Here is a 17083-nt window from a genome sequence, read left to right as displayed (position 1 = left end):
CCCGCGATGTCTTACTCCGATACCAAGACCACCAAGGGTCTCCTCGGCAAGAAGCTCGGCATGACCCAGGTCTGGGACGAGAACAACAAGCTCGTTCCCGTCACCGTCATCGAGATCTCGCCGAACGTTGTCACCCAGATCCGCAGCAAGGAAATCGACGGCTACGCCGGCGTCCAGATCGCTGCAGGCGCCATCGACCCGCGCAAGGTGAACAAGCCTTCCGCCGGACACTTCGAAAAGGCGGGCGTCACGCCTCGCCGTCACCTCACCGAGCTCCGCACCGCGGATGCCGCTGACTACACCCTGGGACAGGAACTCACCGTTGACGGTGTCTTCGTTGCCGGCTCCAAGGTTGACGTCATGGGCACGAGCAAGGGTAAGGGTTTCGCCGGTGTTATGAAGCGTCACAACTTCAAGGGTGTCTCCTCCTCCCACGGTTCCCACCGCAACCACCGCAAGCCCGGTTCCATCGGTGCTTCCTCGACCCCGAGCCGTGTCTTCAAGGGCATGCGCATGGCCGGTCGTATGGGTGGCGAGCGCGTCACCGTGCTGAACCTCAAGGTTCACGCCATTGATGCCGAGAAGGGCCTCATGCTGGTCAAGGGTGCCGTTCCCGGTGCCAAGGGCCGCCTCGTATTCGTCCGCACTGCCGTGAAGGGAGCGTAACCGCATGGCCACCACGCTCGATCTCATCGATGCAACCGGCGCAAAGTCCGGTTCCGTTGAACTGCCCGCCGAAATCTTCGACGTCCAGACCAACATCCCCCTGATCCACCAGGTCGTCGTCGCGCAGCTCGCTGCCGCACGCCAGGGCACGCACAAGACCAAGCGCCGCGGAGAAGTTTCCGGTGCCGGTCGCAAGCCCTTCAAGCAGAAGGGAACCGGTCGCGCTCGTCAGGGCTCGATCCGCGCGCCCCAGATGACCGGCGGTGGCATCGTCCACGGACCGACGCCCCGCAACTACGAACAGCGCACCCCCAAGAAGATGATCGCGGCAGCACTGCGCGGATCGCTTTCCGACCGCGCCCGCGGCGACCGTCTCCACGTCGTCACCGCACTGTTCACTGCAGAGACGCCCAGCACCAAGGGCGCCATCACGCTGCTCACCCAGATCGCCAGCAGCAAGCACGTGCTGGTCGTTCTCGAGCGCACCGATGAGCTGACACTGCGCAGCATCCGCAACCTCCCGACGGTGCACGTGCTGTCCTGGGACCAGCTGAATGCCTACGACGTTCTCGTCAGCGACGACATCGTCTTCACCCTGGGCGCGTTCGACGCGTTCGTGGCGAGCAAGACCAAGAAGGAAGAGGTGTCCGCATAATGGCTACCCCGATCAACAAGGATCCCCGCGACGTCATCATCGCTCCGGTCGTCTCTGAGAAGAGCTACGGCCTGATCGACGAGGGCAAGTACACCTTCATCGTGGACCCGCGCTCGAACAAGACCGAAATCAAGCTCGCGATCGAAAAGATCTTCAAGGTGGAGGTCGCTTCGATCAACACCATGAACCGCATCGGCAAGACGCGTCGCACGAAGTTCGGTCAGGGCAAGCGCAAGGACACCAAGCGTGCCATCGTCACGCTCAAGTCCGGTTCCATCGACATCTTCACGGCCGTCGGCTAAGCGGCGCGGACTAGAGGAATAAGAAATGGCTATTCGTAAGTTCAAGCCCACGACTCCTGGTCGTCGCGGTTCATCTGTTGCGGACTTCGCAGAGATCACCCGTTCGACCCCGGAGAAGTCCCTGCTTCGCCCCCTGTCCAAGACCGGTGGCCGTAACAACCAGGGTCGCATCACCACCCGTCACATCGGTGGTGGACACAAGCGTCAGTACCGTCTCATCGACTTCCGTCGTAACGACAAAGATGGCGTCAACGCCAAGGTCGCTCACATCGAGTACGACCCGAACCGCACGGCGCGCATCGCGCTCCTGCACTTCGTTGACGGCACCAAGCGCTACATCATCGCCCCGAACAAGCTGAACCAGGGCGACATCATCGAGTCGGGTTCGGGTGCTGACATCAAGCCCGGCAACAACCTGCCGTTGAAGAACATCCCCACCGGTACCATCATCCACGCGGTCGAACTGCGTCCGGGCGGCGGTGCCAAGATGGCCCGCTCCGCCGGTTCGTCGGTTCGCCTCGTTGCGAAGGATGGCATCTACGCCCAGCTGCGCCTGCCGTCCGGAGAAATCCGCAACGTCGACGCCCGCTGCCGCGCCACGATCGGCGAGGTCGGCAACGCCGAGCAGTCGAACATCAACTGGGGCAAGGCCGGCCGGATGCGCTGGAAAGGCGTTCGCCCGACCGTTCGTGGTGTTGCCATGAACCCGGTCGACCACCCGCACGGTGGTGGCGAGGGAAAGACGTCCGGTGGACGTCACCCCGTCAGCCCCTGGGGCCAGAAAGAAGGCCGTACCCGGCACCCGAACAAGGAAAGCGACAAGCTCATCGTTCGTCGCCGTACTGTCGGCAAGAAGCGTAAGTAGGAGTAGACGATGCCACGCAGTCTCAAGAAAGGCCCTTTCGTTGACGACCACCTGCTTCGCAAGGTTGTCCGGGCGAATGAAGCCAGCAGCAAGAACGTAATCAAGACCTGGTCGCGCCGTTCGATGATCATCCCCGACATGCTCGGGCACACCATCGCGGTTCACGACGGACGCAAGCACATCCCGGTGTTCGTCACCGAGAGCATGGTCGGGCACAAGCTCGGCGAGTTTGCGCCCACCCGCACCTTCCGTGGTCACGTGAAGGACGACAAGAAGGGCCGTCGCCGCTAACGCGGTGACGTGAAGGAGGAGAAGAAATGGTGGAGTCGATCGCACGCGTGCGTCACATCCGCGTTACCCCCCAGAAGGCTCGTCGCGTCGTCAACTTGATCCGCGGCAAGCAGGCCCACGAGGCCCTGGGAATCCTGAAGTTCGCAGCGCAGGGCGCCAGCGACCCGGTGTACAAGCTGGTGGCCTCGGCCATCGCGAATGCACGAGTCAAGGCCGATGCAGCGAACACATACCTGGACGAGCAGGACCTCTTCGTGAGCCAGGCATTCGTTGATGAGGGTACGACCCTCAAGCGTTTCCAGGCCCGCGCACAGGGTCGCGCATTCCAGATCAAGAAGCGTACGAGCCACATCACTGTTGTGCTCGCCACTCCTGAGGAGGGTACGAAGTAATGGGTCAGAAAGTAAACCCGTATGGCTTCCGTCTGGGAATCACGACCGACCACGTGTCGCGTTGGTTCTCTGACAGCACGAAGCCGGGCCAGCGTTACAGCGACTTCGTCGCTGAAGACGTCAAGATCCGCCGCCTGCTGAGCACGACCCTCGACCGCGCGGGAGTTTCGCGCATCGAGATCGAGCGCACCCGTGACCGCGTTCGCGTCGACATTCACACCGCCCGTCCGGGCATCGTGATCGGTCGTCGTGGCGCCGAGGCCGAGCGGATCCGCTCCGACCTCGAGAAGCTCACGAGCAAGCAGATCCAGCTCAACATCCTCGAGGTCAAGAACCCTGAGGTCGACGCCCAGCTCGTTGCCCAGGGCATCGCAGAGCAGCTCTCCGCTCGTGTGGCTTTCCGCCGCGCGATGCGCAAGGGCCTGCAGGGCGCCCAGCGCGCCGGCGCCAAGGGTGTTCGCATCCAGGTGTCCGGTCGTCTCGGCGGCGCTGAGATGAGCCGCTCGGAGTTCTACCGCGAGGGACGCGTGCCACTGCACACCCTGCGTGCGAACATCGACTACGGCTTCTACGAAGCCAAGACCACCTTCGGCCGCATCGGCGTGAAGGTCTGGATCTACAAGGGCGACATCACCAACAAGGAACTCGCCCGCGAGCAGGCCAACGCTAAGTCGTCCCGCCCCGAGCGTCGTGACGACCGACCCCGCCGTGCGCCCCGCGCAGAGGCCGCGGCGCCGGTTGCAGCAGGAGTTGAGGCATAACCATGTTGATTCCACGCAGAGTCAAGCACCGTAAGCAGCACCACCCGGGCCGCACCGGCCACGCAACCGGTGGCACCGAGCTGTCGTTCGGCGAGTACGGCATCCAGGCCATCACCCCCGCGTATGTGACCAACCGTCAGATCGAGTCCGCTCGTATCGCGATCACCCGTCACATGAAGCGCGGCGGCAAGGTCTGGATCAACATCTATCCTGACCGCCCGCTCACCAAGAAGCCGGCCGAAACCCGCATGGGTTCCGGTAAGGGTTCTGTGGAGTGGTGGGTCGCCAACGTGAAGCCGGGTCGTGTGCTCTTCGAAATCGGCGGTGTCACTGACATCGTCGCCAAGGAAGCGCTCACCCGCGCCATTCACAAACTGCCGTTGAAGGCACGCATCATCAAGCGCGAGGAGGGCGACGCATAATGGCGATCGGATCCAAGGAGCTCGCCTCAGTCGAGCTCGACACTTTTGAAAACGAACGACTGTTCGACGAGCTGAAGAAGGCCAAGGAAGAGCTGTTCAACCTGCGCTTCCAGTCGGCCACCGGTCAGCTTGAAAGCCACGGCCGCCTCCGCGCGGTCAAGCGCGACATCGCTCGTATCTACACGGTTCTCCGTGAGCGCGAGTTGGGCATTCGCCCGACGCCCGCACCGGTCGAAGCGGCCGTCAAGGCCGACAAGGCAGAGAAGAAGCCCAAGAAGGCCCCTAAGGCTGCAGAATCCGAAACGGATGCTGTCGCTGAGGCCGTCGAAACGAAGGAGGCCTAGTCATGGCGAAGACTGACGAAACGGTCGTCGCAGCCGAGGCAGAAGCTCTCGTTCGCGGCTACCGGAAGACGCTGCGCGGCTACGTGACCAGCGACAAGATGGACAAGACCATCGTTGTCGAGGTCGAAGACCGCGTGAAGCACCCGTTGTACGGCAAGGTCATCCGCCGTACGTCCAAGCTGAAGGTCCACGACGAGGCGAACATCGCCGGCGTCGGAGACCTGGTCCTGATCAGTGAGACCCGTCCGCTGAGCGCCACCAAGCGCTTCCGCCTGGTCGAGATCCTCGAGAAGGCCAAGTAAGCCTCGCGCTTACTTGATAGAAGGGTATAAAAAGTGCTTCAGCAAGAATCACGACTCAAGGTTGCCGACAACACGGGTGCCAAGGAACTGTTGACCATCCGCGTCCTCGGTGGCTCCGGTCGTCGTTACGCAGGCCTCGGTGACACCATCGTCGCCACCGTCAAGGACGCGATCCCGGGCGGAAACGTCAAGAAGGGCGACGTCGTCAAGGCCGTCGTCGTTCGCGTCAAGAAGATGACCCGTCGTCCAGACGGTTCGTACATCAAGTTCGATGAGAACGCCGCAGTGATTTTGAAGAACGACGGTGACCCCCGGGGCACCCGAATCTTCGGACCGGTCGGTCGCGAGCTTCGCGACAAGAAGTTCATGAAGATCATCTCGCTGGCACCGGAGGTTATCTAAATCATGGCCAGACTCAAAAAGGGTGACCTCGTACAGGTCATCAGCGGCCGCAGCCAGGCACGCGGCGGCGACCGTGGCAAGCAGGGCAAGGTCATCGCCGTGCTCGTGGAGAAGAACCGTGTCCTCGTCGAGGGCATCAACTTCGTCACGAAGCACGTTCGTGTCGGCCAGACCCAGCGCGGCACCAAGACCGGCGGCATCGAGACCATGGAGGCGCCGATCCACGCGTCCAACGTGGCCATCGTCGACCCGGAGACCAAGAAGCCGACTCGCGTCGGCGTCCGCATCGAAGAGGTAACGAAGGACGGCGTCACCAAGACGGTCCGCATCCGTTACGCCAAGAAGTCAGGGAAGGACCTCTGATGACCGACACGATCGTTGCTGCGGGCGAAGCGCCCGTCAAGACGCTTCCGCGTCTCAAGCAGAAGTACCGCGACGAGATCTCCGCCAAGCTCTCCACCGAGCTCGGTTTCACGAACGTTCACCAGATTCCGAACCTCGTGAAGATCGTCGTCAACATGGGTGTCGGCGAGGCAGCTCGCGACGGCAAGATCATGGATGGCGCCGTCTCCGACCTCACCAAGATCACCGGCCAGAAGCCGCAGGTCACCAAGGCCCGCAAGTCCATCGCGCAGTTCAAACTGCGCGAAGGACAGCCCATCGGAACCCACGTCACCCTCCGCGGCGACCGCATGTGGGAATTCCTGGACCGGCTTCTGAGCCTCGCCCTTCCCCGTATCCGTGACTTCCGCGGCCTCTCGGACAAGCAGTTCGACGGTGCAGGCAACTACACCTTCGGTCTCACCGAGCAGGTCATGTTCCACGAGATCGACCAGGACCGGATCGACCGTCTTCGCGGTATGGACATCACCATCGTGACGACCGCCAAGAACAACGAAGAAGGCCGTGCGCTGCTCAAGGCGCTTGGCTTCCCCTTCCAGACGGCCGAGAACACCAAGTAGTACCGGCTAGTTTTAAACCCTGGGGCTGGACAACCGTCCAGCCCCACCACGACCAAGGTCGTCACCCGTGTAACGGATGAACGAAACCAGGCGAGAAAGGCACCACAAATGACAATGACAGATCCGGTCGCAGACATGCTGACCAGACTGCGCAACGCTAACTCGGCGTACCACGACACAGTGTCGATGCCGCACAGCAAGCTCAAAGCGCACATCGCAGACATCCTCAAGGCGCAGGGTTACATCTCCGCCTGGGATGTCAAGGATGCAGAGGTCGGAAAGACCCTCACGCTGAACCTCAAGTTCGGTCCGAACCGCGAGCGTTCCATCGTCGGCATCAAGCGGGTTTCCAAGCCCGGCCTGCGCGTGTACGCAAAGTCGACCGAAATCCCCACCGTTCTCGGTGGCCTCGGCGTTGCCATCCTGTCCACCTCCAGCGGTCTGCTCACCGACCGTCAGGCCGAGAAGAAGGGCGTAGGCGGAGAAGTTCTCGCCTACGTGTGGTAGTCGACAATGTCACGTATTGGAAGACTCCCCATCCCGATCCCCGCGGATGTCACGGTTGCCACTGAGGGCCGCCTCGTCAGCGTCAAGGGCCCGAAGGGTGAGCTTGCGCTCACCGTCGCCAACCCGATCCAGGTGTCGATCGAAGACGGCCACGTTGTCGTCACCCGTCCGGACGACGAGCGCGCATCGCGTTCGCTGCACGGCCTGACCCGCACCCTGATCGCCAACCAGATCATCGGGGTGACCGTGGGTTACACCAAGGGCCTCGAGATCGTCGGTACCGGTTACCGCGTCGCCCAGAAGGGCACCGCGGTCGAGTTCGCCCTTGGCTTCTCACACCCGGTCCTCATCGAGCCGCCCGTCGGCATCACCCTGACCGTCGAGGGCGTCAACCGCCTCACGGTCGGTGGCATCGACAAGCAGGCCGTCGGCGAGGTCGCCGCCAACATCCGTAAGATTCGCAAGCCTGAGCCCTACAAGGGCAAGGGTGTGCGTTACGCCGGCGAGATTGTTCGCCGCAAGGCCGGAAAGAGTGGTAAGTAACCATGGGTCTCGGAACTAGAGGTAAGAGCAAGGCCGCTGCCCGCGGACGCAGGCACACACGTCTTCGCAAAAAGGTCGTTGGGACGGAGCTTCGTCCCCGTCTCGTCGTCACCCGTTCGGCTCGCCACGTCTTCGTGCAGGTCGTCGACGACAGCAAGGGTTTCACCCTTGCGTCGGCATCCACGCTCGAGACGGACATGCGCACCTTCGATGGTGACAAGACCGCCAAGGCCCGTAAGGTCGGTGAACTCGTCGCCGAGCGCGCGAAGGCCGCCGGTATCGACGCCGTCGTATTTGACCGTGGCGGCAGCAAGTACGCGGGACGCGTCGCTGCCATCGCCGAGGGAGCTCGAGAGGGTGGATTGAACCTGTGACCGCTGAAACCAGTAACACAGCAGCCAAGGAGACCGTGGTGGCCGCTGAGGCACCCGTCGAAACCGCTGCGTCAACCGCTCCGGCACAGAACGAGCCTCGTGAGGCTCGTCGTGGTGGCCGTGAGCGCAACCCGAACAAGGATCGCGGAAGCCGCGACGCCGACAAGAGCCAGTTCCTGGAGCGCGTTGTCACCATCAACCGCGTTTCCAAGGTGGTGAAGGGTGGTCGTCGCTTCAGCTTCACCGCCCTCGTCGTCGTCGGTGACGGCAACGGACTCGTCGGCGTGGGATACGGCAAGGCCCGCGAGGTCCCGACCGCTATCTCCAAGGGCGTCGAGGAAGCGAAGAAGAACTTCTTCCGCGTTCCCCGCGTCGGCCTGACGATCCCGCACCCCGTCCAGGGCGAAGCCGCAGCGGGCGTTGTCCTGCTGCGTCCCGCCGCTGCCGGTACCGGCGTTATCGCCGGTGGCCCCGTCCGCGCCGTGCTCGAATGCGCCGGCATCCACGACGTCCTGAGCAAGTCGCTCGGTTCGTCGAACACCATCAACATCGTCCACGCCACCGTCGAGGCACTGCACCAGCTCGAAGAGCCGCGTGCCGTTGCCGCCCGTCGTGGCCTCGCGTACGAAGACGTGGCCCCGGCCCGTTTCCTGCGCGCCGACGCCGCGGCTGCTGCTGCAGCAGCGGCAGCAAAGGCAGGTGCCTGATGGCTCGCCTCAAAGTGACACAGATCAAGTCCAAAATTAGTGAGAAGCAGAACCAGCGCGACACGCTTCGCAGCCTGGGTCTCAAGCGCATTGGCGCTGTCGTGATCCGCGAGGACAACTCGCAGAACCGCGGCTATGTCAACACGGTTGCTCACCTCGTGAAGGTCGAGGAGATTGACTAATGGCTGACGAGAAGGACGCTGCCGCCAAGGCGGCAACCAAGCCCGCCACCGCAAAGAAGGCTGCCCCCAAGGCTGCCGCCGCGAAGACTGCACCCGCTGAGAAGCGCGAGCAGGTGCTGAAGGTCCACCACCTTCGCCCCGCTCCCGGTTCGAAGAAGGACCGTATGCGCGTCGGCCGCGGTGAAGGATCCAAGGGTAAGACCGCGGGTCGTGGCACCAAGGGCACCAAGGCACGCTACAACGTGCGCATCGGCTTCGAGGGTGGGCAGATGCCTCTGCACATGCGTACCCCGAAGCTGCGCGGGTTCAAGAACCCGTTCCGCGTCGAGTACCAGGTCGTCAACCTCGACCGTCTTGCCGAGCTCTACCCGAACGGTGGCGATGTCACCATCGCCGACCTGGTCGCCAAGGGCGCCGTTCGTGACAACGAAAAAGTCAAGGTGCTCGGTAACGGTGAAATTGCCGTTAAGCTGAACATTGCGGTCGACAAGGTCTCCAGCTCAGCTGAGCAGAAGATCGTCGCCGCGGGTGGCTCAATCAAGTAAGTCCGTAGACGCTGATCGAGCTTGTCGGGCGTCGCCATCGTTCATTCGATAGCGGCCCCGGCAGGCTCGTTTCACGTTAGTAACTGGAGGCCTTTTGTTCAGCGCCATAGCGCGGATCTTCCGCACGCCCGACCTTCGCAAGAAAATCGGATTCAGCCTCGGTATCGTGGCTCTGTTCCGACTGGGCTCGTTCATCCCCTCTCCCTTTGTGGACTTCGGAAACGTGCAAGCGTGTCTCGCGGCGAACCAGGGCACCAGTGGCCTGTACGAACTCGTCAACCTGTTCAGCGGTGGCGCGCTGCTTCAGCTGTCGGTCTTCGCGCTCGGCATCATGCCGTACATCACGGCCTCGATCATCGTGCAGCTCCTGCGCGTGGTCATCCCACACTTCGAGACCCTCTACAAAGAGGGCGCGTCCGGGCAGAGCACGCTCACCCAGTACACGCGCTATCTCACGATCGCCCTCGGCATCCTCCAGTCGACGACGCTCATCACGGTCGCCCGCAGCGGTGCGCTGTTCGGCACCTCCTCCAGCTCCGAGTGCTCGCAGCTCATCACCAACGACGCCTGGTACGCCATCATGCTCATGGTCATCACCATGACGGCAGGCACCGGCGTCATCATGTGGATGGGTGAGCTCATCACCGAGCGCGGCATCGGCAACGGCATGTCGCTCCTCATCTTCACGTCCATCGCGGCCCGCTTCCCGAACTCCCTCGGCTCGATCCTCAACCAGAAGGGCCTCGACACCTTCCTGATCGTGATCGCGGTCGGACTGCTGGTCGTCGCGGCCGTGGTGTTCGTCGAACAGTCGCAACGACGCATCCCGGTGCAGTACGCCAAGCGGATGGTCGGACGACGCACCTACGGCGGCAACAACACGTACATCCCGATCAAGGTCAACATGGCCGGCGTCGTCCCTGTGATCTTCGCGTCCTCGCTGCTGTACCTGCCGGCCCTGATCGCGCAGTTCAACCAGCCGGCTGCCGGACAGGCCCCGGCGGCGTGGGTCTCCTGGGTCACGAACAACCTGACCAAGGGCGACCACCCGCTCTACATGCTGATGTACTTCCTGCTCATCGTCGGGTTCACCTATTTCTACGTCGCGATCACCTTCAACCCGGAAGAGGTCGCCGACAACATGAAGAAGTACGGCGGATTCATCCCCGGCATCCGTGCCGGACGCCCGACGGCCGAGTACCTCGACTTCGTGCTGACCCGGGTGACCCTGCCCGGTGCGCTCTACCTCGGCCTGATCGCCCTGCTGCCGCTGATCGCATTCTCGGTGATCGGAGCCGACCAGAACTTCCCGTTCGGCGGCGCCAGCATCCTGATCATCGTCGGTGTCGGCCTCGAGACGGTCAAGCAGATCGACTCCCAGTTGCAGCAGCGTCACTACGAAGGGCTCCTCCGATGACCCGCTTGCTCGTGATCGGCCCGCCCGGCGCCGGCAAGGGCACCCAGGCGGTTCGCCTGGCCGCTGCCTTCGGTATCCCCGCCGTCTCGACCGGCGACATCTTCCGCTTCAACGTGACGAACCAGACCGAACTCGGCCTCAAAGCCAAGGCGTTCATGGACAAGGGCGCCTACGTGCCCGACTCGCTGACCAATGAGATCGTCGCCGACCGGCTCGCCCAGGCGGATGCCGCTGGCGGTTTCCTCCTGGACGGTTACCCGCGCACGCTCGAACAGGTGCACGAGCTCGACCGCCTGCTCGACGCCGAAGGCACCGCACTCGATGCCGTCGTCCAGATCTCAGCGGACACCGACGAGGTCGTCGCCCGTCTGCTCAAGCGTGCGGCCGAACAGGGCCGAGCGGACGACACGGCCGACGTCATCCGTCACCGTCTCGAGGTTTACTCGGAGCAGACCGCTCCGCTTATCGACGTGTACGGGGCCCGCGGGCTCGTTGTCACCGTTGACGGCCTCGGTGCCGTCGATGCGGTGACCGAGCGCATTCTGAGTGCCCTCGCGGAGCGCGAGCTTCACGCCGTCGACATCAACACGGACGCACCGAGCGCGTCCTGATCCGTTTGCGGGGAACCAGGCAATGAGCCTTCGTCGATCCATCTACAAGTCGCCGGCACAGTTGCGGCTGATGATCGCACCGGGTCTCGCGACCGCCGCGTCCCTCGACGCGGCCCGCGCTCTGATGCGGGCCGGTGTCACGACCCTCGAGCTCGATGCGGCCGCAGAGGCCGCAATTGTGGCCCGCGGCGGCCTGCCGAACTTCAAGCTCGAGCAGGGTTACTTCCACACGGTGTGCGCGAGCGTGAACGAGGACGTCGTCCACGGCATCCCGGGCGCCCGTGTCCTCGCCCCTGGCGACATCGTCTCGATCGACAGCGGCGCGATCCTCGACGGCTGGAACGGTGACGCCGCCTTCAGCTTCGTGATCCCGGACCCGAGCAGGCCTGAGGTCGTGGCCGAACGCCAGAAACTCTCCGACGTCACGGAGCAGTCCCTGTGGCACGGGATCGCCCGCCTCGCTGAGGCGCGGTACCTCAACGAGGTCGGCGACGCCATCGAGGACTACATCGAGTCGCAGGGCAGCTACGGCATCCTGACCGACTACGTCGGCCACGGCATCGGCCGGTCCATGCACGAAGCCCCTCCTGTCTTCAACTACCGGGTGCGCCAGAAGGGACCGGAGGTCAAGCCCGGACTCGTCGTCGCCATCGAGCCGATGGTCGTGCTCGGATCGATCGACACCTTCGTCCGCGACGACGACTGGACCGTCGCGACGAGTGACGGCCTCGCGGCCGCGCACTGGGAGCACAGCGTCGCCGTGCACAAGGACGGCATCTGGGTGCTCACCGCCGAGGACGGCGGCGCAGCCCAGCTCGCCCCCCTCGGCGTCATCCCCGTCCCCATCCCCTAACCACCCCTCCGCCGCCCCAACACGCGCGCGTACCTCCGCGAGAGCGCATTTTTGGCCCTTAAGACCCGGTCTTAAGGGCCAAAAGTGTACTCTCCCGGCGGGAGACGGCGCGCCGGGGCGCGGCATCCGCTAGCCAAAGGCCCTGATTAGCGGGAAGATGGAAGTGGGCAGAGCCCGCCGAAGAAATGAGCAGGTCAATGAGGATTCTCGTAGTTTGCGGTGCCGGGGCGTCCAGCGCCTTCGTCGCCCATCGCATCCGCCACACAGGTGAGGCCAGGGGCCTCGAACTGACGGTTCACGCCGGCAGCGAATCCGACCTTCCCGGGTCATTGGACCCGATCGACGTCTTGCTCGTCGGCCCGTATCTGGCCCCGCGTTACGAGAAGATCCGCGCGGAGGCGATCAAGCGGGGCGTCGGCGTCGCGCTCCTGCCCGACACCGTGTTCGCCTCCCAGAACGGCGACGAGGCACTCGACCTCGCCATCTACGCGTTCAAATCGCGCGGCTGGGCGGAACTGCGCGCCTGATCCCGGTTTCCCCGTGAGGGCTACTGGTCCATCAGGTGCACGAGCTCGTCGATGAAGGATGCGAAGTCGACCGACCTGCGGACCAGCCGCTGCACGTCGTTGCGGTCGGAGAAGACCTCGACGAACTGGTCGAAGACATCCTGGAAGCTCTTGCGCCCCGCGGCGCTGAACGCCACGAGCGCGACGACGTTGACCCGAGCCTCGCCCCAGTCCATCGGGGTGTCGTTGATCACGATCGCGATCGACGTGCGGTTCGCGGTCATCGACATCGAGTGCGGCACGGCCAGGTTGTCGGTGAACGCCGTCGAACTCATCAGTTCGCGCTCGATCGCGCCGACGATGTACTCCGGCTCGATGATGCCCTGCGCGGCCATCCGGTCGCCGAGCGCGCGGATCATGGCGTTTTCGTCGTTCGCGTAGAAGTTGTGCGAGAACAGCGAGGCGTCGAAGAACTGCAGCAGGTCGTCCTTGAGATGCGCGCGCCTGCGCAGCCGGCGCACCCGGCTCGCGGCCTTCCGGACCCGCTCGATGTCGGCTTCGGTCAGGAACGGCTGGATGACGATGATCCCGTCACCGAGGCTGCCCGGATCGATCGTCGTGAGCACGAGGTCGGCCTCGAGCCCGCTCCAGTCCACGTCGCTCCTCGTGACGACGGAGACGACCTCGAGCTCATCGCCGAGGACACGTTCGATGCGTTCCCGCAGCAGGACGTGCATGTCGTAATAGTTCGGGCAGACGATAGCGCAGCTGACGAGGTCGACCCGGCGGGACTGCTGCTGCAGGTGCGCGCCGACGTGCATCGCGATGTACGCGATCTCGTCGTCGTTGATCACGATCCGCTCCTGGCGCTGCAACTGGCTCGCGATGTACACCGCGAGCTCGTAGATCATCGGGTAGCCCGTCTTGATGGACCGGGTGAGCGGGTTGTGTGCGAATGACCGGTCCTGCGCGCGGTTGATCAGGTTCCGAACGTGCAGGGTGAGCCGCACGATGAACGTCTCCTCGGTGAGGTCGACGAGGAATTCCTCGCTCGCCTGCGTCACGATCTGCCTGACCGCGTCGAGGTCCTCCGGGCGCACGAAGTTCTCGATGAGCTTCTTCGCCGGCTGGTCGTGACCCGGCGTGATCACCCGGGTGGTGAGGAGGAGTCCGATGTAGTCGAGGTCCCCGAGCGCGAGCTCGACGTCGAAGTGCCGCTTGATGAGCACGGCGAGGGCCCTGGTCATCTCGTCAGGGGGAGTGGCCTCCGGCTCGGCGGGGAGCGGCGCGGCGCGCTTGGTGACGCGGTCGACGGCGATCGCCACGTGCAGGAGCACGTCGTTGGTGCCGTACTCGTTCACGAAATAGCCCTGGGCGTCGAGCATGGCGATCAGGTCGGTCTTGAACGCGCTGAGGCTCTTCGACGCGAACTCGCGCTGGATGGTCTCGAGGTTGAGCATCCCGCGGTCGGTCTCCTCGCGGAACATCCGGCTGAGCAGCCGGCGCCGGTCCGTCTCCGATCCGGCCAGGGTCACGACGCTGCCGCGCCTCCCGAGCGTGAGCCCGGTCTCCGGCAGCAGCGACCGCACCCGGGCGAGATCGGCCTCGATCGTCGAATCACTCACGAAGAGCTCCGCCGCGAGGCTGTACACGTCGAGGCCGCTGTCCGACTCGGTGAGCCGCCTGACGAGGGCATAGAGCCGGTTCTGCCTGGTGTCCGGCTCGACCGGCTTGCGGCTCGACCGGAACACGGCGTACGCCTCGAGATCCAACCGGTACCCGGCCGTCCCCGATTCGATCACGTCGAGCGGATGCGCCGCCGCCTTCACGTTCGTCACGTAACTGCGCACGGTCCGAGGGGTCACCCCGAGGTGGTCGGCGAGTTCGCCGGCGGTCACCCAGACCGGCGTCTGCGACAGATACTCCAGCATCCGCGTTTGTTTGTCGCTCATCGCACAAAACTCCACATTGTCGTAGCTAGTCAATCATGCTGCACCCCTCCGGTATTCCCGCGCCGTGTTTCCGGGGGTGCGGAAACAGCTCTACTGGCCGGGGCCAGGCCATCGGACGAAACTGAAAGAGTCGAAACACCGAAAGGCTGAGTCAATGAGGATTCTTGTGATCTGTGGTGCGGGCGCGTCCAGCACCTTCGTCGCGCTGCGGATGCGCCGGACCATTTCCGAGCGTGGCCTGGTCGCCACGGTCGCCGCGGCCAGCGAAACAGAACTCCCCGATGCCCTCGACGGCATCGACGCCCTGCTCGTCGGCCCGCACCTGGCCGCACGATTCCCCGAGATCCGGGCGCAGGCGGCCGAACACGGCGTGGGCTGCGCTCTCCTGGCCGACACGATCTTCGCGGCCCGCGACGGAGCCGAAGCACTCGACGCGGCGCTCGCAGCCGTGGCATGACCCAGTACAGCACTCCACTCTTCACCGGAAGGAACCCCACCGATGATTGAACGCACAGTTCGAATCGGCTCGGCGAACGGCCTGCACGCCCGCCCCGCGAAACTCTTCACCAAGGCGGCAGCCGACTCCGGCGTCAAGGTCACCATCGAAAAGGCCGGCGGCAAGGCGGTCAACGCCGCCAGCATCCTCGCCGTGATCTCCCTCGGCCTCGGCAACGGCGACGAGGTCACCATCGCGACCGTCGACGACGGGGCCAGTGCCACCCTCGACACCCTCGTATCCCTGCTCGCCGCCGACCACGACCTGCCTGCCGCGGACGCGGCGACCTCCGAAACGCGGGTCGCGGTATGAGCCTCGCGACGGCATCCGCCACGTCCGGCACAGACCTGACCGGAACCGGCATCGGCCAGGGCGTGGCCATCGGCCGGGTGCTGCGGATGCCCGAACCGCTCCCGGAACCGACCGACACCCCCAGCGCACTCACCCCGGAGGACGAAGGCGCCCGAGCCGCGGCCGCGCAGCGTTTTGTCGCCGTCGACCTCGAAGGCCGCGCCGAACGCGCAGGCGGAGCGGCCCAGGAAGTCCTCGAAGCCCAGGCCATGATGGCGGAGGACCCCACCCTCGTCGACGACCTCACCGAACGGCTCGCGACCGGCAAGACCGCGGAACGCGCCGTGTTCGAGGCCTTCTCCACTTTCCGCGACCAGCTCACCGAACTCGGCGGGTACCTCGCCGAGCGTGCGGCAGACCTCGACGACGTGTCCCAGCGGGTCATCGCCCAGCTCGGCGGCCGGGCAGCCCCCGGCGTGCCGGAGCAGGAAGAACCGTTCATCCTCGTCGCCCATGACCTCGCCCCCGCCGACACCGCGCTGCTCGACCTCACCCGCGTGCTCGGTCTCGTCACGAGTGACGGCGGCCCGACCTCCCACACCGCGATCCTCGCCCGCGACAAGGCGATTGTCGCGATCGTCGGCGCCACAGGGGCAACCGACCTCGCCGACGGCACCCTCGTGATCGTGGACGCCGCAGCCGGCACCGTGACCGTCTCCCCGACGGAGGCCGAAGTCGAAACGGCCGAAGCCCGCATCCGTGCCCGCGCCCTGCGCGCCCAGGCCCCGACCGGCCCCGGCCGACTCCGGGACGGTACCCCGATCCCGCTCCTCGCGAACCTCGGTTCCGCCGACGGCGCCGCCAGGGCCGTCGAACTGGGCGCGGAAGGTGTCGGCCTGTTCCGCACCGAGTTCCTCTTCCTCGGCTCCCGGAACGCACCGACGATCCTCGAGCAGGCGGAACAGTACGCACGCCTGCTGCATGCCTTCCCCGGCAAGAAGGTCGTGGTGCGTGCGCTCGACGCCGGAAGCGACAAGCCGCTCGCGTTCCTCAACGACGCAGCGGAGGAGAACCCCGCACTCGGCCTCCGCGGCCTCCGGGCCCTGCGCGCCTCCGAAGACATCCTCCGCGAACAGCTGACCGCGCTCGCCGAAGCGGATGCCGCGACCGACGCCGACGTCTGGGTGATGGCGCCCATGGTCGCAACGGTCGAGGAGACCACCTACTTCGTGGAACTCGCCCACAAGCTCGGGCTCAAGACGGCCGGCGTCATGGTCGAGATCCCCTCGGCAGCACTCCTGGCCGACCGCATCCTGCAGCACGCGGACTTCGCGTCGATCGGCACCAACGACCTCACCCAGTACACCCTCGCCGCCGACCGTCTCCTCGGTTCCGTGGCGGGCTACCAGAACCCGTGGCACCCCGCGGTGCTGCGCCTGATCGGAGAGGTCGGCGCGGCAGGCCGCTCCAGCGGCAAACCGGTCGGGGTGTGCGGAGAGGCGGCGGCGGACCCACTGCTCGCCGTCGTGCTCGTCGGACTGGGGGCCACGAGCCTGTCCATGTCCTCTGCGGCACTCTCCGACGTCCGGGCGGAACTCGCCCGGTTCAGCGCGGAGGAGGCCGGGCAACTCGCCGCGGTCGCCCTCGCGGCAGACGGCGCGGCATCCGCTCGCGCCGCGGCGACGAAGCTCGCCGCCACCTTCTCTCACACGGACTAGTACGTGCGAGTCGTTTC

The 17083-nt window shown here is 64.9% G+C and carries 27 protein-coding genes; 26 read left to right on the top strand and 1 reads right to left on the bottom strand.

What is annotated here, in order from left to right; all coding sequences use genetic code 11:
* Positions 1 to 6 precede the first annotated feature (6 nt).
* The 23 genes from rplC to E3O50_RS10655 all read left to right on the top strand — a co-directional run bounded on the left by rplC (position 7) and on the right by E3O50_RS10655 (position 12630).
* Positions 7 to 666: a 50S ribosomal protein L3 gene (gene rplC / locus E3O50_RS10765; protein WP_134449885.1), complete on the top strand. Its 660-nt coding sequence runs from the start codon at positions 7 to 9 to the stop codon at positions 664 to 666.
* Positions 667 to 670: 4 nt separating this feature from the next.
* Positions 671 to 1321: a 50S ribosomal protein L4 gene (rplD, locus tag E3O50_RS10760; RefSeq protein WP_134449886.1), complete on the top strand. Its 651-nt coding sequence runs from the start codon at positions 671 to 673 to the stop codon at positions 1319 to 1321.
* Positions 1321 to 1623, top strand: a complete 303-nt coding sequence (rplW, locus tag E3O50_RS10755) for a 50S ribosomal protein L23 (RefSeq protein WP_104100968.1) — start codon at positions 1321 to 1323, stop codon at positions 1621 to 1623. Before rplD ends, rplW begins: the two co-directional genes overlap by 1 nt.
* 25 nt (positions 1624 to 1648) lie before the next feature.
* A complete protein-coding gene (gene rplB / locus E3O50_RS10750) occupies positions 1649 to 2488 on the top strand; it encodes a 50S ribosomal protein L2 (RefSeq protein ID WP_134449887.1) in 840 nt (279 codons plus the stop codon).
* Between the two features lie 9 nt (positions 2489 to 2497).
* Positions 2498 to 2779: a 30S ribosomal protein S19 gene (gene rpsS / locus E3O50_RS10745; protein WP_134449888.1), complete on the top strand. Its 282-nt coding sequence runs from the start codon at positions 2498 to 2500 to the stop codon at positions 2777 to 2779.
* Positions 2780 to 2805: 26 nt separating this feature from the next.
* Entirely contained in the window at positions 2806 to 3171 is a 366-nt protein-coding gene (gene rplV / locus E3O50_RS10740; RefSeq protein WP_134449889.1) for a 50S ribosomal protein L22, read from the top strand.
* Positions 3171 to 3932 carry a 30S ribosomal protein S3 gene (gene rpsC, locus E3O50_RS10735; RefSeq protein WP_134449890.1) on the top strand — a complete coding sequence of 254 codons (762 nt, stop codon included), beginning with the start codon at positions 3171 to 3173 and terminating at the stop codon, positions 3930 to 3932. Before rplV ends, rpsC begins: the two co-directional genes overlap by 1 nt.
* A gap of 2 nt (positions 3933 to 3934) precedes the next feature.
* On the top strand, positions 3935 to 4354 hold the full coding sequence (gene rplP / locus E3O50_RS10730) for a 50S ribosomal protein L16 (RefSeq protein WP_134449891.1): 420 nt from the start codon (positions 3935 to 3937) through the stop codon (positions 4352 to 4354).
* Positions 4354 to 4698, top strand: a complete 345-nt coding sequence (rpmC, locus tag E3O50_RS19830) for a 50S ribosomal protein L29 (RefSeq protein WP_134449892.1) — start codon at positions 4354 to 4356, stop codon at positions 4696 to 4698. The genes rplP and rpmC overlap by 1 nt, the downstream gene beginning before the upstream one ends.
* 2 nt (positions 4699 to 4700) lie before the next feature.
* Positions 4701 to 5000, top strand: a complete 300-nt coding sequence (gene rpsQ / locus E3O50_RS10720) for a 30S ribosomal protein S17 (RefSeq protein WP_134449893.1) — start codon at positions 4701 to 4703, stop codon at positions 4998 to 5000.
* 33 nt (positions 5001 to 5033) lie between these two features.
* Positions 5034 to 5402, top strand: coding sequence for a 50S ribosomal protein L14 (gene rplN, locus E3O50_RS10715; protein WP_134449894.1), 369 nt, complete (start codon positions 5034 to 5036; stop codon positions 5400 to 5402).
* A gap of 3 nt (positions 5403 to 5405) precedes the next feature.
* Complete coding sequence (gene rplX / locus E3O50_RS10710; RefSeq protein WP_134449895.1) at positions 5406 to 5765, top strand: 50S ribosomal protein L24; 360 nt, start codon at positions 5406 to 5408, stop codon at positions 5763 to 5765.
* The gene (gene rplE, locus E3O50_RS10705; protein ID WP_134449896.1) at positions 5765 to 6364 is read left to right on the top strand and encodes a 50S ribosomal protein L5; all 600 of its coding nucleotides are present in this window, start codon (positions 5765 to 5767) and stop codon (positions 6362 to 6364) included. The genes rplX and rplE overlap by 1 nt, the downstream gene beginning before the upstream one ends.
* Positions 6365 to 6472: 108 nt before the next feature.
* On the top strand, positions 6473 to 6871 hold the full coding sequence (rpsH, locus tag E3O50_RS10700) for a 30S ribosomal protein S8 (protein ID WP_066597609.1): 399 nt from the start codon (positions 6473 to 6475) through the stop codon (positions 6869 to 6871).
* Between the two features lie 6 nt (positions 6872 to 6877).
* Positions 6878 to 7414 carry a 50S ribosomal protein L6 gene (gene rplF, locus E3O50_RS10695; RefSeq protein WP_134449897.1) on the top strand — a complete coding sequence of 179 codons (537 nt, stop codon included), beginning with the start codon at positions 6878 to 6880 and terminating at the stop codon, positions 7412 to 7414.
* Positions 7415 to 7416: 2 nt separating this feature from the next.
* Positions 7417 to 7788, top strand: a complete 372-nt coding sequence (gene rplR / locus E3O50_RS10690) for a 50S ribosomal protein L18 (protein WP_134449898.1) — start codon at positions 7417 to 7419, stop codon at positions 7786 to 7788.
* Positions 7789 to 7823: 35 nt separating this feature from the next.
* Positions 7824 to 8495 (top strand): 30S ribosomal protein S5, encoded by a 672-nt coding sequence (rpsE, locus tag E3O50_RS10685; RefSeq protein WP_104101028.1) that lies wholly within the window; start codon positions 7824 to 7826, stop codon positions 8493 to 8495.
* Entirely contained in the window at positions 8495 to 8677 is a 183-nt protein-coding gene (gene rpmD, locus E3O50_RS10680; protein WP_174774564.1) for a 50S ribosomal protein L30, read from the top strand. The genes rpsE and rpmD overlap by 1 nt, the downstream gene beginning before the upstream one ends.
* A complete protein-coding gene (gene rplO / locus E3O50_RS10675) occupies positions 8677 to 9222 on the top strand; it encodes a 50S ribosomal protein L15 (protein ID WP_134449899.1) in 546 nt (181 codons plus the stop codon). The genes rpmD and rplO overlap by 1 nt, the downstream gene beginning before the upstream one ends.
* A 94-nt stretch (positions 9223 to 9316) precedes the next feature.
* A complete protein-coding gene (gene secY, locus E3O50_RS10670; RefSeq protein ID WP_134449900.1) occupies positions 9317 to 10639 on the top strand; it encodes a preprotein translocase subunit SecY in 1323 nt (440 codons plus the stop codon).
* On the top strand, positions 10636 to 11250 hold the full coding sequence (locus E3O50_RS10665; RefSeq protein WP_174774563.1) for an adenylate kinase: 615 nt from the start codon (positions 10636 to 10638) through the stop codon (positions 11248 to 11250). The genes secY and E3O50_RS10665 overlap by 4 nt, the downstream gene beginning before the upstream one ends.
* Positions 11251 to 11272: 22 nt before the next feature.
* On the top strand, positions 11273 to 12103 hold the full coding sequence (gene map, locus E3O50_RS10660; protein ID WP_134449901.1) for a type I methionyl aminopeptidase: 831 nt from the start codon (positions 11273 to 11275) through the stop codon (positions 12101 to 12103).
* Between the two features lie 197 nt (positions 12104 to 12300).
* Positions 12301 to 12630, top strand: coding sequence for a PTS sugar transporter (locus E3O50_RS10655; RefSeq protein ID WP_166788281.1), 330 nt, complete (start codon positions 12301 to 12303; stop codon positions 12628 to 12630).
* A gap of 20 nt (positions 12631 to 12650) precedes the next feature.
* Here E3O50_RS10655 and E3O50_RS10650 read toward each other — a convergent pair whose 3' ends face one another.
* On the bottom strand, positions 12651 to 14561 hold the full coding sequence (locus E3O50_RS10650) for a BglG family transcription antiterminator (protein ID WP_134449903.1): 1911 nt from the start codon (positions 14559 to 14561) through the stop codon (positions 12651 to 12653).
* 154 nt (positions 14562 to 14715) lie between these two features.
* On the opposite strand from E3O50_RS10650, the gene E3O50_RS10645 reads away from it, so the two are divergent.
* The 3 genes from E3O50_RS10645 to ptsP are packed head-to-tail and all read left to right on the top strand — an operon-like array spanning position 14716 to position 17066.
* Positions 14716 to 15018, top strand: coding sequence for a PTS IIB subunit (locus E3O50_RS10645; protein ID WP_134449904.1), 303 nt, complete (start codon positions 14716 to 14718; stop codon positions 15016 to 15018).
* Positions 15019 to 15060: 42 nt separating this feature from the next.
* Complete coding sequence (locus tag E3O50_RS10640; RefSeq protein ID WP_134449905.1) at positions 15061 to 15369, top strand: HPr family phosphocarrier protein; 309 nt, start codon at positions 15061 to 15063, stop codon at positions 15367 to 15369.
* Complete coding sequence (gene ptsP, locus E3O50_RS10635; protein ID WP_134558001.1) at positions 15366 to 17066, top strand: phosphoenolpyruvate--protein phosphotransferase; 1701 nt, start codon at positions 15366 to 15368, stop codon at positions 17064 to 17066. Before E3O50_RS10640 ends, ptsP begins: the two co-directional genes overlap by 4 nt.
* Positions 17067 to 17083: the final 17 nt, after the last annotated feature.

Source organism: Cryobacterium sp. MDB1-18-1, from assembly GCF_004402735.1.
In the GTDB taxonomy this organism is placed as follows: domain Bacteria; phylum Actinomycetota; class Actinomycetes; order Actinomycetales; family Microbacteriaceae; genus Cryobacterium; species Cryobacterium glucosi.
Note: the sequence above shows the minus strand (reverse complement) of the source record. Positions and strands in the feature narration are given on the sequence as shown.